The following is a 16948-nucleotide window of genomic DNA, read 5'->3' on the forward strand; positions in this document are numbered from 1 at the left end:
GCGCCTGTCATGCGCGGCGGGCGGCTGCCAGGTTCAGCGAACCGGGCCGCTCTTCTTCAATAAATCGTTTTCTTCGGCGTGGCGTCGAAGGCGCGCAGGCCGCCGCAGATCAGGTCGTGCTGCAGGCCCAGCGCCCAGGCGGCAGCCGTCGCGGCCAGCACGCTGGCCGGATGCTTGACGGTGGCCGGCTTGATCTTGGCGAGGTCGAGCAGGGCGGTCTCGTTGGCGCCATCGGCCAGCATGATGCGGTTGTCGCGCGCGAACACGGCGCGTTCGCCGGCAGCGCGGTGCGCCACGATGGCCGGGTTGTGCTCGTCCATCGCGTAGAAGATCACGCGGCCATCGGACAGCTCGGCCAGCTTCACTACTTCCGGATCGGCCGCGTTCAGCACGGCGGCGCCGCTGGACAGGATCACGTCGACCTGGCTGCGCACCACGTTGGCCAACGCTTCATCGTCGTTGATGTGCAGGTCGCGCACGTCGTCGAGCTTGCCCATGTCGGTCACCACGCCCACCGAGCAGCGGTCGTAGGGCAGGCCTTCCAGCAGGATGCTGCGCGCGTTCGATTCGAACACGGCCGCTTCCATGTTGCGGTTGATGAGCAGGCGCTCGCCGGCGGCAAAGCCGGTGCAATCGCCTTTCTGTACCTGGCGGCCGTCGAGGTAGAGGCCTTCGCCGTTCGCCACGCCGGCATGCTTGCCGGCCGCGTTCAGCAGGCAGCCCAGCAATTTGGCGATCAGGCTGCTGCCCAGGGTGCCGGTGACGCCGACGATCGGGATGCGGCCCGATTCTTCAGCCGCGAACAGGTGCTCGACGATGGCTGCGCCCACATTGCGCGGTTCGCCGCTGGCCGGCTTGATGTGAGCCAGCAGGCCGGGGCTGGCATTGACTTCGATGATGGCGCCGCGCTGTTCGGCCAGTGGCTTGGAGATGTCTTCGCAGACCAGGTCGATGCCCGCGATGTCGAGGCCGACCACGCGCGCAGCCAGGGCGGCGGCGTGGGCCACGTCCGGATGCACGATGCCAGTCACGTCGTCGGCAACGTTGCCGTTCGGCTGGATCAGCACGCGCTGGCCGTCCTGCGGGACCGCGTCCGGCGTCAGGCTCTGGCGCTGCAAATCGAGCAGGATCACCGGGTCCTTGGTGTCGATGCGGCCGAGCGGGAATTCCTCGCTGTCGCCGCGGCGCGGGTCGATGTTGATCTGGCTGTCGCAGAGTTGGGCGACCGTGGACTTGCCGTCGCCCGTGACCCACAGCGCTTCGCCGCGTGCGGCGGCCACGACCTTCTTGCCGACCACCAGCAGGCGGTGCTCGTTGCCGGGGATGAAGCGCTCGACCAGCACCGCCGTGCTATCGCCTTCTTCCGAGGCGATGGCGTAGGCGGCGTGCACGTCGGCCTCCGTCATCAGGTTCAGGGTCACGCCGCGGCCATGGTTGCCGTCGACGGGTTTCACCACCACCGGCAGGCCGATGTCCTGGGCTTCTTCCCAGGCGGCGGCCGCGCTGCGCACCAGGGCGCCTTCCGGCACCGGCACGCCGCACGAGGCGAGCAGGCTCTTGGTCAGGTCCTTGTCGCTGGCGATGCTTTCGCCGATGGCGCTGGTGCGGTCGGTTTCGGCGGTCCAGATGCGGCGCTGGGCAGCGCCGTGGCCGAGTTGCACCAGGTTGCCTTCGGTCAGGCGGATCGAGGGGATGCGGCGGTCGGTGGCGGCGTCGACGATGTTGGCGGTGGACGGGCCCAGGCAATAGCGGTCGACCAGGTCGGTCAGGCGGGTGACGGTGCCGGCCATGTCGAAGGCTTCGTCGTTGATGGCCGCCATCAGCAGGCGGTGGCCGGCTTCCAGGGCGGCGCGGCCGACCACGGCATCGCGCGTGCGGAAGCCCATTTTATACACGCCGTGCTCGCCGGTGGAGCGGGTCTTGCCGAAGCCGGTCTTCATGCCGGCCATGTTCTGCAACTCCAGCACGACGTGCTCGAGGATGTGGCCGGCCCAGGTGCCGCTATGCAGGCGCTCGATAAAGCCGCCGCGCTCGCCGACGCCGCAGCGGTGTTCGATCAGGCCCGGCAACCAGGCGGTCAGGCGTTCGGTGAACCCGGGTAGCAAGTTCGAGGGGAAGTCCTCCAGCTCGCCGATGTCGAGCCAGGCCTCGAGCACGGGACGGTAGGTCCAGATGTTCGGGCCGCGCAAATGGGTCACACGGAGAAACTTGATGTCGTTCTTTTTCGTCATGTATCGATGTCTTGCCGCCGGTGTCTGCACGACTACCATGATGGCGTTGCCTATGTTTTTCTGCCTGTGCGCTACCGCACCGAATCGCCATGCTGCGCGAGATGCTGTGGTGCGCCGTGTTATATACTCGCGGCCTTATTTCCTATCCGGCACCGGTTTCCCGAGGGCCGTGCTACGGTAATCACACCGCCAGCGAAGAATATTTCCACGTTCTACGTAAACCGCTGAGCCGGTCACCGCGTTACCCCCTTATTCAGAACTTGCCTGACCAAGGCTGCATCACACAATGACAACTCAACAACCTGCTATTCCGACTTCGCTGGCGGCACCCGCCAGTTTCCTGCCCGATGCCTGGCAGGGTGATGTTCGGAAACAGCTTGCACCAGGGGAAAACGTTTTAAGTAGCGTGGAGGTTGACCTCGATGCGAAATTACGTTTCGTGAAGGGCATCCTGGTCGTCACGAACCGCCGTTTGCTGAGCCTGGCCCCGGGGGAAACCGCCTGGCGCGACTGGGCCTACCGCCCCGGCCTGGCCCTCCAGCACCACGACCATGCCGGCGTCGGCCACCTGGAACTGGTGGATGAACAGGGCCGCCTGGCGTCCTGGCGCTTCACCCTGGGCCAGAACCTGCATGCCATCCGCGTGGTCGATGCGTTTACGGACCAGCTGAAGAGCGTACTTACGGGCGTGGCCGTGCAGCCGCCCGAGACCCACACCTGCCCGAGCTGCAAGGCGCCGCTCGAGCCGGACCAGGAAGATTGCCCGATCTGCACCAAGGTGCTGCACACGCCGCCATCCACCTGGACCCTGTTCCGCCTGTGGCGTTTCGCCCGGCCCTACAAGGTGCAGCTGCTGATGGGTTTCCTGCTGATGCTGGGCTCGACGGCGGCGCACATGATTCCGCCGTATCTGACCAAGCCGCTGATGGACAATGTGCTGATTCCTTACCAGAACGGCCAGACCATCGACAACTCGCTCGTCTGGCTGTACATGGGTGGCCTGTTCGGCGCGTCGATGCTGGCCTGGGCGCTGGGCTGGGGCAAGACCTATGTGCTGGCGCTCGCCTCCGAGCGCATCAGCGCCGATCTGCGTTCCACTACGTATGAACACCTGCTGCGCCTGTCGCTCGAATACTTCGGCGGCAAGCGCACCGGCGATTTGATGAGCCGCATCGGCAGCGGCTCGGACCGGATCAGTGTCTTCCTGTCGCTGCACCTGCTCGACTTCCTGTCGGACGTGCTGCTCATCATCATGACCGGCGTGATCCTGTTCAGCATGAATCCCTGGCTGGCGCTGGTGACCCTGGTGCCGCTGCCCTTTATCGCCTGGATGATCCACGTCGTGCGCGACCGGCTGCGCACCGGCTTCGAGAAGATCGACCGCGTTTGGGGCGAAGTCACCAACGTGCTGGCCGATACGATTCCCGGCATCCGCGTGGTGAAAGCCTTTGCCCAGGAAAAGCGCGAAGCGCTGCGCTTCCGCGAAGCCAACAAGCACAACCTGGCCGTCAACGACAAGCTGAACCGCGTGTGGTCGCTGTTCTCGCCAACGGTGTCGCTGCTGACCGAACTGGGTTTGCTGGTGATCTGGATCTTCGGCATTTGGCAGGTGTCGCAAGGCGACATCACGGTCGGCACGCTGACCGCCTTCATCGCTTATAGCGGCCGCTTCTACGTGAAGCTCGATTCGATGAGCCGCATCGTGTCGGTGACGCAAAAATCGGCGTCGGCCGCCAAGCGCATCTTCGACATCCTCGACCACGTGTCGAGCGTGCCGGACCCGGTGACGCCTGTCAAGGTGCCCGAAGTGCAGGGGAATATCGAGCTGCGCGAAGTCGGCTTCCGCTACGGCAACCGCGCCGTGAACCGCGGCATTTCACTGAACATCAAGGCCGGCGAAATGGTCGGCCTGGTCGGGCACAGCGGCTCGGGCAAGAGCACGCTGGTCAACCTGATCTGCCGCTTCTACGACGTGGCCGAAGGCGCGATCCTGCTCGACGGCGTGGATATCCGCTCGTTTGCCGTGGCCGACTACCGCCGCAATATCGGCCTGGTGCTGCAGGAACCCTTCCTGTTCTTTGGCACGATTGCCGAGAACATCGCCTACGGCAAGCCGCATGCGACGCGCGAGGAAATCATCGCCGCCGCGCGTGCTGCCCACGCCCACGAATTCATCCTGCGCCTGCCGCAGGGCTACGATTCGATGGTGGGCGAGCGCGGCCAGGGCCTGTCGGGCGGCGAGCGCCAGCGCATCTCGATTGCGCGCGCGCTGCTGATCGACCCGCCGATCCTGATCCTCGACGAAGCAACCTCGTCGGTGGACTCGGAAACCGAAAAGGAAATCCAGAAGGCGCTCGACAACCTGGTGCAGGGCCGCACCACGATTGCGATTGCCCACCGCCTGTCGACGCTGCACCGCGCCGACCGCCTGGTCGTGCTCGACCGCGGCGTGGTGGTGGAAGAGGGCAGTCACGACGAATTGATGGCGCGCGAAGGCGCCTACCACCGGCTGTATGAAGCGCAGGCGCGCAATGTCGACCAGGACATGGACGACGCCAACAAGGACGACTAAAGCATGAGCAATCCCATTCAACTGCGCCGCGACGCGTTCGGCAAACTGGTTTTCACGAGCGCCGAGGGCGAGGATTTCGTCGGCGTGATCCCGGTGCGCGCCTTCCCGATCCAGGCGCCGACGCGCGGCATTTCGCTGGTGCGCGACGGCGGCAAGGAAGTGGCCTGGATCGACGACCTGGCCGAGCAGCCGGAAGCGATCCGCGCCCTGATTACCGAGGAACTCGAGGGGCGCGAATTCATTCCCGAGATCGAAACCATCCGCAGCGTGTCGAGTTTCGCCACGCCTTGCACCTGGTATGTGAAGACCGACCGCGGCGAGACCGAGTTCGTGCTGAAGGTGGACGAGGATATCCGGCGCGTGGGCGAGGCCTCGCTGCTGATTGCGGACAGCCACGGGATCAATTTCCTGGTGCGGGACATGTTCAGGATCGACAAGGGAAGCAGGAAGATCCTGGATCGCTTCCTGTAAGGTTGTAGCGCCAACACTGTGCAGCGTTCCGCGTAGGTGCCGGAGCGCGTCAGGGCAAGGCGCATCGTCGAAGACAGTACGAGGGTGCGGCGAGACGATGCAACGCAGCCATGGCGATTTATTTACACGCTCGTACGGTGGGCACCCCGTGCCCACGCGGTTACGTGCGCAACCGTTTGCCGATAACGCCAACACATCGCTCGAAACGTCTCACCCGGCCACGTCAACGAACACCGCTTGAACCCCACCGCCGCCTGTCTTATCCTGCAACTCACGACCTTCCCACCGGAGACCACCATGAGCCTGCAGGGCGGATGTTTTTGCGGTGCAGTACGCTACGTCATCGACGGCGACACCTTCAATAGCACCCTGTGCCACTGCAGCGATTGCCGGCGCATGACCGGTGCACCCGCGGTGGCCTGGGTCAGCGCCGCCATGGACCATTTCCGCTTCTCGCAAGGCAACGCTACCACCTTCCGCTCCAGCGACCACGTCCTGCGCAGCTTCTGCTCGACCTGCGGCACCACGCTGACCTACCAGGACGACCGCTACCCCGACGAGCTCGACATTTCCACGGCCACCCTCGCCGACCCGGCCGCCATCGCCCTCGGCGACCACACCTTCGTGAACGAGCGCCTGCCCTGGATGCGGCTGCACGACGGCCTTCCGGAATATCCGCGCACCCGCAGCGAAGGGCAGGGCGGCTAGCGACGCCGCAGGCGTTTCCGCACTGTATATGGACACACCTGGGCCTGCCTGATATTTGACTTAATGGAATGGTGTATTACAAACTACACCGCATCACCACGAACAAGGCCAGGGCGGCGCAATGACAAAAAAAACCAGACTGACCTTGTCCTCCCTTTCCCTTCTTGCCGCGATGATGGTGCCGGCCGCTGCCGAGCCACGCGATCCGCCAGGCGATACCTGGGTTGGCGTCAAGGAAGTTCTCGCGGCACCGTTCGACTATGATGGAAAAACCGTAACAATCAAGGGATGGGCGACGATTCAACGGGAATTCTATGGCATCTGGGCCTCCCAGGCCGATTACGAGAACAGGGTCTGGCGCCACTGCATCGCGCTCCTGAACCTCTATGCCGACGACGGCAAGAACAAGGCGCTGAACCAGAGCGATGTGCTCGTGACTGGCGTGTTCAGCCGTGACAGCTCGCGCACGAAACACGGCCGACCCATCGTCCGCCTCGGCGCCTGTAACGAGGCCGGGATCCATTTCATTGGACCGGATGGCTTGAGAAAGTTTGCGACGGCATCCGATTGACGGATGTGTGCCTGCTTGACCGCGAAGCACAGCCCCATGCGACCGCCCGCGTGAAGCAGGGCACATACGGACGCGCCTTGACGAGCTAAGGTGACCCATCGTTACCAACGAAGGAGAACCCATGGATTCGATCAACAAGCAGCAACCCGAAGAGAACCGCCGCGACCTCGCCGGAGAGGAAGCCCGCGCCCGCATCAAGGAAATGGCCGACGACGCCAAGACCTGTTTCTTCACCACGCACGGCAGCCTGGGCGACAGCCGCGGCGTGCGTCCGATGAGCGTGCTGCAGGCCGACGACGACGGCACCCTGTGGTTCATGAGCGCCATCGACAGCCACAAGAACGCCGAACTGAAGGCCGACCCGAACGTCAAACTCTACTTCCAGGCCGACAAGCATGCCGGTTTCCTGGAACTCGACGGCGTCGCGACGATCTCACAGGACAAGGCGAAGATCAAGGAACTCTGGGACTTCACGCTGAAGACCTGGTTCACCGAGGGCGAAGACGACCCGCGCATCACCGTCATCGGGGTGACGCCGCGCGCAGGCTATTACTGGGACAACAAGCACGGCCAGGCCGTGGCCGGCGCCAAGATGCTGGTAGGCGCCGCCATCGGCAAGACGCTCGACGATTCGATCGAAGGGCGACTGCTGCCGTAAGAAGCACCGCTCTGCAGGGCAGGGAGGAAACATGATCGAGCTCGACCATTTCATCGTTTCCGCGCGCGACCGCCATGCGGCGGCGCGCCTGCTTGCCGAACTGCTCGACGTCCCCTGGGAAGCCGAGCAGTTCGGCGTATTCTCGCCGGTGCACATCAACCGCGGCCTGACGCTGGATTTCATCGGGACCGACGGCCCGTTCCCGGTCGAGCACTTCTGCTTCCGCGTGAGCGACCTTGAGTTCGATGCCATCCTGCAGCGCATCGAGGCAGCCGGCATCCCCTGGCGCAGCAGCGTACGCGGGCCGGTGGACCGCCAGGTCGACACCAGCTATGGCGGGCGCGGCATCTACTGGAACGAGCCGGAAGGCCACCAGTGGGAAATGCTGACGGCCAGCTATGCCCGGAAAACCGGCTGAGCTTGTTGTAGCGCAATTCTTGTCCGCGTGACATACTACAAGCGTGGTTTTTATATCAACGCGTAGCACTCGTTAATCTGAAAGAGCCGGCATGACGTTCACCGAATCGATTTCCACCTGCTTCAACAAGTACGCCACCTTCGAGGGCACCGCCTCGCGCTCCGAATACTGGTGGTTCATGCTGTTTCTTTTCCTCGCCGGTGCGGCAGCGAACGTCATCAGCGAAACGCTGGGCGCCCTGTTCACCCTGGCTACCATCCTGCCGTCGCTTGCCGCAGCTTGCCGCCGCCTGCACGATACCGACCGCAGCGGCTGGTGGCAGCTGATCTGGTTCGTTCCAGTCATCGGCTGGATCATCTTGATCGTATTCCTGGTGCAGGAAGGCCGTCCTAACCGTTACAGCCAGGGCCTGCCGGCAACGGTCTAAGTGCTTGTCCGCGGCGCCGCGTTCGGGCGGCGCCGACGTCTTTTTTCCTGCCCAAGTAGAATAGGCTTTACTTGGCAGAGAAAGGGAAAAGATGAAACGGACAGCATTAATCGCCGGCGTCACCGGCATTGGCGGCAACCACCTCGCGCGCGAACTGCTTGCGAACGGCTGGGATGTGGTCGGCCTGTCGCGCCGCGCACCGAAGGATTTGCCGGGCGTGCGCCACGTCGCGGCGGACCTGCTCGATCCGGCCGCGCTGGGCACTGCCCTGGCAGATGTCGCGCCGACCCACGTCTTCATCACTACCTGGATGCGCCAGGACACCGAAGCCGAGAACATCCGCGTCAACGCCGCCCTGGTGCGCAATCTGCTCGACGCGCTGTCGCCGCAAAAAAGCCTGCGCCACGTGGCCCTGGTCACCGGCCTGAAGCATTACCTCGGCCCCTTCGAGGCCTATGCCAGCTCGGGTACCTTGCCCGACACGCCGCTGCGCGAAAGCCAGCCGCGCCTGCCGCTGGAAAATTTCTATTACGCCCAGGAAGACGAAGTCTATGCCGCCGCCGCGCGCGACCGTTTCACCTGGAGCATCCACCGCCCGCATACCATCATCGGCCTGGCCGTCGGCAACGCCATGAACCTGGGCACCACGCTCGCCGTGTACGCCACCATCTGCAAGGAAACCGGCCGCCCGTTCCAGTTCCCGGGTTCGGAAGCGCAGTGGAAGGGCTTGTCGGACGTGACCGACGCGCGCATGCTGGCGAAGCAGCTGGCCTGGGCCGCCGATACCGATGCGGCCAAGAACGAAGCCTTCAACATCGTGAATGGCGACGTGTTCCGCTGGAGCTGGCTGTGGCCGAAGCTGGCCGAGTGGTTCGGCGTGGAAGCGGCCGGTTTCAATGGCACGATCCAGCCACTGGAAGCCGCGATGGCGAACGACGCCGACACCTGGCGCCAGATCGCCGCCAAGTACGACCTGGCGGAAGCGGACCTGGAGCGCCTGGCCTCGGCCTGGCACACCGACCTCGACCTCGGCCGTCCGCTGGAAGTCATGACCGACATGGCCAACAGCCGCCGCCTCGGCTTCAGTGCCTACCAGGCCACCGACAGTTCGTTCTTCGACCTGTTCGCGCGCCTGCGCGCCGAGCGGCTGATTCCGTAATGGCGGGCACGGGAGCGCACGACGTGGACGTCGCCCGCACTCCCGTCGACGCCGGCCATGTCGTCCTGGTGACGATCGGCTCGGCCGGCGACCTGTTTCCCTTCCTGAAGCTGGGCCTGGCCCTGCATGCGGCCGGGCGCCGGGTCAGCTTCCTCGGGCCGGAGCAGCATGGGCCATATGTACGCGAGGCCGGCCTGCCTTTCCACGGCTTGCCGGCCGATGAGGCGGTACTCGATCATCCCGACTTGTGGCATCCGACGCGCGGCTTCGGCGTGGTGTGGGAAGCGACCCGGCCGGCGATGGCCCTGGTCCCGGCCTTCATGGCGGCGCTGCCGCAGGAGGAACCGTGCATGATGGTGGTCCATCCGCTGGCGTTGCCCGAAGCCGACCTGTGCCGCGCCGCGCGGCCAAGCCTGCGCATTGCCGCGATCTTCCTGGCGCCCTCCAACATCCCCACCGTGTACGACCCGCTGCTGCTGGGACCGTACCGCGTGCCGCGCTGGGTGCCGCACGGGGTGCGCCGCTGGCTGTGGCGCACGGCGGTGAAGCACCTGGTCGACCCGGTCGCCATGCCGGACGTGAATGCGAAGCGGCGGGCGGCCGGGCTGGCGCCGGCCGGGTCGCTGATGGACCACATCTTTGCGATTCCGGATTGGTCGATCGGATTGTTCCCGGAATGGTTCGCGCCGACCCAGCCGGACTGGCCGCAACCGATGCTGCGTACCAGCTTCCCGCTGTACGACCCGAATCCGCATGCGGAGCTGTCCGCCGAGCTGCGCCAGTTCCTGGGGCAGGGCGGGCGCACGCTGGTATTCACGCCGGGGACCGGCAACCGCCAGGCGCGTTCCTACTTCGAGCACGCGGCCGAGGCGTCGCGGCTGCTGGGCGAGCGGGCGGTGTTCCTCACGCCGCACCGCGACCAGTTGCCCGCCGAGCTGCCGCGCCATGTGCTGTGGCAGGAGTACGTGCCGCTGCGCGCCTTGCTGCCGCACGTGGCGGTGCTGGTGCACCACGGCGGGATCGGGACCACGGCCGAAGCGCTGCATGCCGGCACGCCGCAACTGGTGGTGCCGCTGGCGCACGACCAGTTCGACAATGGCGCGCGGGTCGCGGCGCTGGGCGTGGGGCGAAGTTTGCCGGCCACGCGCTTGACGCAGGGGCGCTTGTTGCGGTGCCTGGAAGGGCTGCTCGATGACGAGGGCTTGCCGGCCAGGTGCCGGGCAGTGGCGGCCAACTTCAAAGGCGACGCCGGAATGGAAGAGGTGGTCCGTAGGGTGGACACCTGTGTCCACGCTGTCTCACCGGATGCATCGACGCGGCCTTGACCCGGAATCCGTAACGCCGGCATACCGGTTCGTTGCATGCCGTGCCATATGCAAGCGCCGTACCGCGTGGGCACAGGTGCCCACCCTACAACTGCCACACTCGGATGTTTATCCACATCGAGCCGTCATAGCGTGTGTCACCGCACCGTCACCTGTTGCCCCATCGCGTTTTAATGACACCAACGAACCACCGGACGACAAGCGATGCGCAGGAAAGCCGAGGACACCACCGCCACCACCCCCCAATCCGGCCAGGGCCGCCCTGGCTACGTGCGCGTACGCGGCGCGCGCGAACACAACCTGAAGAACGTCAGCCTCGACATCCCGCGCGACGCCCTGGTCGTATTCACCGGTGTCTCCGGCTCCGGCAAATCCTCGCTCGCCTTCGGCACCCTGTACGCCGAAGCCCAGCGCCGCTACCTGGAATCGGTCTCGCCCTACGCGCGCCGCCTGTTCCACCAGATGCCGGTGCCCGAAGTCGACGAGATCGACGGCCTGCCGCCGGCGGTAGCCCTGCAGCAGCAGCGCGGTTCGCCCACCACGCGCTCTTCGGTCGGCAGCGTCAGCACCCTGTCGAATTCCCTGCGCATGCTGTACTCGCGCGCCGGTGATTACCCCGACGGCCAGGAACTCCTGTACGCCGAGTCCTTCTCCCCGAACACCCCTGAAGGCGCCTGCCCCGAGTGCTCGGGCCTGGGCCGCGTCTACGAAGTGACCGAGCAATCGATGGTGCCCGACGATACGCTCACGATCCGCGAGCGCGCGGTCGCCGCCTGGCCGCCGGCCTGGCACGGCCAGAACCTGCGCGACATCCTGGTCACCATGGGCTACGACGTCGACACGCCCTGGCGCGAACTCCCGAAGAAAGACCGCGACTGGATCCTGTACACCGACGAAACGCCGACCGTGCCGGTCTACGCCGGCCTCACCCCCGAGGAAACCAAACGCGCCCTGAAACGCAAGGACCCGCCCAGCTACCAGGGCACCTTCACCGGCGTGAAGCGCTACGTGATGCAGACCTTCGCCACCACCGAAAGCGCCTCGATGAAGAAGCGCGTGGCGCGCTACATGGTGAGCACCGAATGCCCGCTCTGCCGCGGCAAGCGCCTGCGCCAGGAAGCGCTGTCGGTGACGTTTGCCGGCGCCGACATCACTGACATCTCGCGCATGCCGATGGCGCGCCTGCACGCGCTGCTGCAGCCCTACGCGCGTGGCGACGCACCAAAGGATGCACGCCGCGCCAAGCTGCACCCCGAGCAACTGATCGTCACGCGCCGCATCGCCGAAGACCTGGTCGCGCGCCTGGACGTGCTGTTGGCCCTGGGCCTGGGTTACCTGGCGCTGGAGCGCAGCACGCCCACGCTCTCTCCCGGCGAACTGCAGCGCCTGCGCCTGGCCACGCAGGTGCGCTCGAACCTGTTCGGCGTCGTGTATGTGCTCGATGAACCCTCGGCCGGCCTGCACCCGGCCGATACCGAGGCGCTGCTCACGGCATTGGACCAATTGAAAGCCTCGGGCAACTCGATGTTCGTGGTCGAGCACGCGCTGGACGTGATCCGCTGCGCCGACTGGATCGTCGACGTCGGCCCGGCTGCCGGCGAGCGTGGCGGCGAGGTGCTGTACAGCGGCCCGCCCGAAGGCCTGAAGAAAATCGAGGCGTCGCAGACGCGGCGCTACCTGTTCGATGATGCCCCGCCCGCGGCACGCACGCGCCGCGAGCCAGTCGGCCAACTGCGTCTGGAAGGCGTCACCCGCAACAACCTGGACAAGCTCGACGTCGACTTCCCGCTCGGCGTGCTCACTGCCGTGACCGGCGTGTCCGGTTCCGGCAAATCGAGCCTGGTAAGCCAGGTGCTGGTCGAACTGGTGTTGAAGGAACTGGGGCAGGGCGCCCCTGCTGCCGAAGCCGAGGAGGGCGAAGACCTGGAACAGGAAGCCGCGCTGCCCCTGGAAGGCCGCATCGCCGCCGGCATGGAGAGCATCCGCCGCATGGTGCGCGTCGACCAGAAGCCCATCGGCCGCACCCCGCGCTCGAACCTGGCCACCTATACCGGTTTGTTCGACCAGGTACGCAAGCTGTTCGCCGCCACCAAGATGGCGAAATCGCGCCGCTACGATGCCGGCCGTTTCTCCTTCAATGTCGCCAAGGGCCGCTGCGAGAACTGCGCCGGCGAGGGCTCTGTGATGGTCGAGCTGCTGTTCCTGCCCAGCGTGTACGCGCCTTGCCCGGTATGCGAAGGCGCGCGCTACAACGCCAAGACCCTGGAAGTGACCTATAAAGACCGGAACATCGCCGAGGTGCTGGGCATGACGGTCGATGCCGCTGCCGAGTTCTTCGCAGGCGAGGCGCTGGTCGAACGCTCGCTGGAAGTGCTGCGCGAAGTCGGCCTCGGCTACCTGCGCCTGGGCCAGCCGGCAACCGAACTCTCGGGCGGCGAAGCCCAGCGCATCAAGCTGGCCACCGAATTGCAGCGCGCCGGACGCGGCAACACCCTGTACGTACTGGACGAGCCGACCACCGGCCTGCACCCGTCCGACGTGGATCGCCTGATCGTGCAATTGCAGCGCCTGGTCGATGCCGGCAACACGGTGGTGGTGGTCGAGCACACGATGCGCGTGGTGGCCGCCTGCGACTGGGTGATCGATATCGGCCCCGGCGCCGGCGACGAAGGCGGCACCGTGGTCTGTGCCGGCGCGCCGGAAAAAGTGGCAAAAGCGACGCGCAGCCGCACGGCGCCTTATTTGAAACCTTACTTGTAACCCGCCTTGGTGAAGTGATTATTTCGAAAAATTGTTATAATTAGCACGATCGTGCTGGATACAAAGCGATACAAGCCCGCGCACGGTTGAGCGTATCAGCGATTTCGCAATTGCGTTAAACTTAGGATATTTTTCTTAAGATAATCGCAACGAATGACCGGCTCTTCCATCGATAATTCCCAGTTTCGCCGCATCCTGACGCGCAATGTCGCGTTGCCGCTCGGCCTGAGCGTGTTGAGTGCCGGCGTGTTCGTGGCGATCATTGCCTACCTGATCAGCGTGCTGAACTGGGTCGAGCACTCGCAGCAGGTGATCGGCAATGCCACCGAGGTCAACCGTCTCGTCTCGGAGATGGAAACCGGCATGCGCGGCTATCTGCTCACCGGCGACGAAAGCTTCCTCGGCCCGTATGTGGTGTCGAAACCCAAGGTCGAGGCCGAGCTCGACGCCCTGGTGCGCCTGGTCACCGACAACGATGCCCAGACCACGCGCCTGCAGCGGGTCCGCGCGGCGCACGGCGAGTGGGTCCGGTACTCGAACGAGATGATCGAACGGCGCCGCCGCAGCGAAGACGTGGTGGAATCGATCAAGAGCGGCCGCGGCAAGATCCTCACCGACGACATGCGCGCCCAGTTCGCCGCCTTCATCGCCATGGAGCGCACCTTGCTGCAGGCGCGCAACGAAGACGCGCGCTCGGTCACCACTTGGTCGGTCGGCTTCTACCTGCTGTTTACCCTGATCGTCGGTGGTTTGCTGGCTGGCTTTGGCCGGCGCGAACTGGTGCGCCTGTCAAAGTCGTACTCCGACATCCTGGACCATGAGGCCGAGCACAACACCGAGCTGCGCCACCAGGCCTGGCTGCGCACCGGCCAGACCGAGCTGAACACGCGCAGCGCCGGCATCCATTCCCTGGAGCCGCTGGCCCAGGCCGTGCTTGACCACGTGGTGCGCTACGTCGGCGGCACCGTGGCCGCCATGTACGTGCGCAGCGACGACGGCGTGCTGCGCCGCATCGGCGCCTTCGGCTTCTCGAACGAGGAACAGCGCAACCTAGTCATCGAACCGGGCGCCTCGCTGGCCAGCCAGGCCGCCAACGAAAACCGCCTGATCACCGTCGACAACCTGCCCGACGACTACATGAAGGTCGCATCGAGCCTGGGCGATGCCGTGCCGCGCGAAGTCGTGATCGCACCGATCAACAACTTCGGCAAGGTGAAGGGCGTGATCGAGATCGGCTTCCTGCACGGCATCCGCGAGCGCGACGTCGAATTCCTGAAGCTGATTGCCGACAATGTCGGCGCCTCGGTGGCTGCCGTGGTCTACCGCCAGCGCCTGCAGGACGCGCTGTCCGAAACGCAAGCCCTGAACGAGGAACTGCAGGTCCAGCAGGAAGAACTGCGCACCGCCAACGAGGAACTCGAAGAGCAATCGCGCGCGCTGGAAGAATCGCAGTCGAGCCTGGAAAACCAGCAGGCCGAGCTGGAACAGACCAACGACCAGCTGGCCGAGCAGGCCCTGAACCTGGACATGAAGAACGCCGCGCTGACCGAAGCCCAGGACCAGTTGCGCGCCCGCGCCCTGGACCTGGAACGCGCCAGCCGCTACAAGTCCGAGTTCCTGGCCAACATGTCGCACGAACTGCGCACGCCGCTGAACAGCTCGCTCATCCTGGCCAAGCTGCTGTCCGACAACGTGCCGGGCAACCTGAACGAAGAGCAGGTGCGCTTCGCCCAGACGATTTATTCGGCCGGCAACGACCTGCTGAACCTGATCAACGACATCCTGGATATCTCCAAGGTCGAAGCCGGCAAGCTGGAACTGCTGCCGGAAGACCTGCCGCTGCGCCGCACGGTCGAGGGCCTGGGCCGCACCTTCGAGCCGCTGGCCAAGCAAAAGGAGCTGCAATTTACCGTGACGGTCGAGCCGAACGTGCCGGCCTCGATCCACACCGACCGCCAGCGCCTGGAGCAGGTGCTGAAGAACCTGCTCTCGAACGCCGTGAAGTTCACCGAACAGGGCGCGGTCAGCCTGACGGTGAGCGCCACCGACGAAGGCTGGGTCCAGTTCACGGTGCAGGATTCGGGCATCGGCATCGCGCCCGAGCAGCAGGAGCGCATCTTCGAGGCCTTCCACCAGGCCGACGGCACCACCAGCCGCCGCTTCGGCGGCACGGGCCTGGGCCTGTCGATCTCGCGCGACCTCACCAGCCTCCTGGGCGGCACCCTGGTGGTGTCCAGCACGCCGGGCGAGGGCAGCAGCTTTACCCTGAGCCTGCCGAAGAGCGGCGCGGTCGCGGCCACGCCGCCGGCCCCGCGCGCCCCGGCTCCCCAGTTGCGCGCGGCCCGTCCGGCCCCGGCGCCGGTGGCCGCTCCGGCCGCCGAACCTGCGCAGGCGCCCGCCGAACGCTTCCCGGACGACCGCGAACAGGCCGCCGCCGGCCGCCGCACCGTGCTGGTGGTCGAGGACGAACCCGGCTTCGCGCGCATCCTGTACGACCTGGCGCACGACCTCGGCTACCGCTGCCTGGTGGGCCTGACCGCCGGCGAGGGCCTGGAACTGGCAACGAACGCAGGCCCCGACGCGATCCTGCTCGACATCCGCCTGCCCGACGGTTCCGGTCTGTCGGTACTGCAGCAGCTGAAGGACAACCCGGCCACGCGCCACATCCCGGTGCACGTGGTGTCGAGCATGGAAAACGGCACCGAAGCCCTGCACCTGGGCGCGATCGGCTACGCCCTGAAGCCGACCACGCGTGAACAGCTGGAACAGGTGTTCCGCAAACTGCAGGAGAAATCCTCGCAGCAGATCAAGCGCGTGCTGCTGGTGGAAGACGACGAGCGCCAGCGCGACAGCGTGACCGCCCTGATTGCCGACGCCGACGTGCAGATCTCGGCGGTCGGCTCGGGCGAGGAAGCCCTGGCCCTGCTGCACAGCGAGATCTTCGACTGTATGATCATCGACCTGAAACTGCCCGACATGCAGGGCAACGAACTGCTGCAGCGCATGTCGCAGGAAGAGCTGTTCTCGTTCCCGCCGGTGATCGTCTACACGGGCCGCAACCTGACGCGCGACGAAGAGGCGGAATTGCTGAAGTATTCGCGCTCGATCATCATCAAGGGCGCGCGCTCGCCCGAGCGCCTGCTCGACGAAGTGACGCTGTTCCTGCACAAGGTCGAGTCGCAGCTGTCGACCGAGCGCCAGCACATGCTCAAGACCGTGCGCGGCCGCGACCGCGTGTTCGAAGGGCGTACAATCCTGCTGGTCGACGACGACGTGCGCAACGTCTTCGCCTTGACCAGCGCCCTGGAGCAGCGCGGCGCCAACGTGGTCGTCGGCCGCAATGGCTTCGAGGCGATCTCGAAGCTCGACGAGGTGCCGGGCATCGACCTGGTGCTGATGGACGTCATGATGCCGGGCATGGATGGGCTGGAAGCGACGCGCCGCATCCGCGCCGACGGCCGCTTCGACCGCCTGCCGATCATCGCCATCACCGCCAAGGCGATGAAGGACGACCAGGAACAATGCCTGGCCGCCGGCGCGAATGACTACCTGGCCAAGCCCATCGACCTGGCCCGCCTGTACTCGCTGCTGCGGGTCTGGATGCCCACCATGGAGCGCGTTTGAAAACTGCACCGGACAACATCGACA

At 65.6% G+C, this 16948-nt stretch carries 12 protein-coding genes; 11 read left to right on the plus strand and 1 reads right to left on the minus strand.

The features are described from left to right. Positions 1–56 precede the first annotated feature (56 nt). Positions 57–2231 carry a cyanophycin synthetase gene (gene cphA, locus LK540_RS19000; protein ID WP_229438881.1) on the minus strand — a complete coding sequence of 725 codons (2175 nt, stop codon included), beginning with the start codon at positions 2229–2231 and terminating at the stop codon, positions 57–59. A 286-nt stretch (positions 2232–2517) separates the two neighbouring features. Here cphA and LK540_RS19005 point away from each other — a divergent pair, with 286 nt between their 5' ends. The 11 genes from LK540_RS19005 (at position 2518) to LK540_RS19055 (ending at position 16924) form a co-directional block, all read left to right on the plus strand. Continuing rightward, the gene (locus LK540_RS19005; RefSeq protein ID WP_229438882.1) at positions 2518–4803 is read left to right on the plus strand and encodes an ABC transporter ATP-binding protein; all 2286 of its coding nucleotides are present in this window, start codon (positions 2518–2520) and stop codon (positions 4801–4803) included. 3 nt (positions 4804–4806) lie between these two features. Then, entirely contained in the window at positions 4807–5274 is a 468-nt protein-coding gene (locus tag LK540_RS19010) for a DUF1854 domain-containing protein (protein WP_229438883.1), read from the plus strand. 297 nt (positions 5275–5571) lie between these two features. Beyond that, positions 5572–5982 (plus strand): GFA family protein, encoded by a 411-nt coding sequence (locus LK540_RS19015; RefSeq protein WP_229438884.1) that lies wholly within the window; start codon positions 5572–5574, stop codon positions 5980–5982. 121 nt (positions 5983–6103) lie between these two features. Beyond that, positions 6104–6553, plus strand: a complete 450-nt coding sequence (locus LK540_RS19020) for a hypothetical protein (RefSeq protein WP_229438885.1) — start codon at positions 6104–6106, stop codon at positions 6551–6553. 121 nt (positions 6554–6674) lie between these two features. Continuing rightward, the gene (locus LK540_RS19025; protein ID WP_229438886.1) at positions 6675–7211 is read left to right on the plus strand and encodes a pyridoxamine 5'-phosphate oxidase family protein; all 537 of its coding nucleotides are present in this window, start codon (positions 6675–6677) and stop codon (positions 7209–7211) included. A 31-nt stretch (positions 7212–7242) separates the two neighbouring features. Continuing rightward, positions 7243–7629 carry a VOC family protein gene (locus LK540_RS19030; RefSeq protein WP_229438887.1) on the plus strand — a complete coding sequence of 129 codons (387 nt, stop codon included), beginning with the start codon at positions 7243–7245 and terminating at the stop codon, positions 7627–7629. A 91-nt stretch (positions 7630–7720) separates the two neighbouring features. Then, the gene (locus tag LK540_RS19035; RefSeq protein WP_229438888.1) at positions 7721–8056 is read left to right on the plus strand and encodes a DUF805 domain-containing protein; all 336 of its coding nucleotides are present in this window, start codon (positions 7721–7723) and stop codon (positions 8054–8056) included. A gap of 91 nt (positions 8057–8147) precedes the next feature. Next, complete coding sequence (locus tag LK540_RS19040; protein ID WP_229438889.1) at positions 8148–9215, plus strand: SDR family oxidoreductase; 1068 nt, start codon at positions 8148–8150, stop codon at positions 9213–9215. Next, entirely contained in the window at positions 9215–10540 is a 1326-nt protein-coding gene (locus LK540_RS19045; RefSeq protein ID WP_229438890.1) for a glycosyltransferase, read from the plus strand. Before LK540_RS19040 ends, LK540_RS19045 begins: the two co-directional genes overlap by 1 nt. 204 nt (positions 10541–10744) lie before the next feature. Then, complete coding sequence (gene uvrA, locus LK540_RS19050; RefSeq protein ID WP_229438891.1) at positions 10745–13300, plus strand: excinuclease ABC subunit UvrA; 2556 nt, start codon at positions 10745–10747, stop codon at positions 13298–13300. Between the two features lie 153 nt (positions 13301–13453). Beyond that, on the plus strand, positions 13454–16924 hold the full coding sequence (locus tag LK540_RS19055; protein WP_229438892.1) for a response regulator: 3471 nt from the start codon (positions 13454–13456) through the stop codon (positions 16922–16924). Positions 16925–16948 lie beyond the last annotated feature (24 nt).

Origin of the sequence: Massilia sp. IC2-278 (assembly GCF_020708045.1) — a bacterium.
Taxonomy (GTDB): domain Bacteria; phylum Pseudomonadota; class Gammaproteobacteria; order Burkholderiales; family Burkholderiaceae_D; genus Telluria.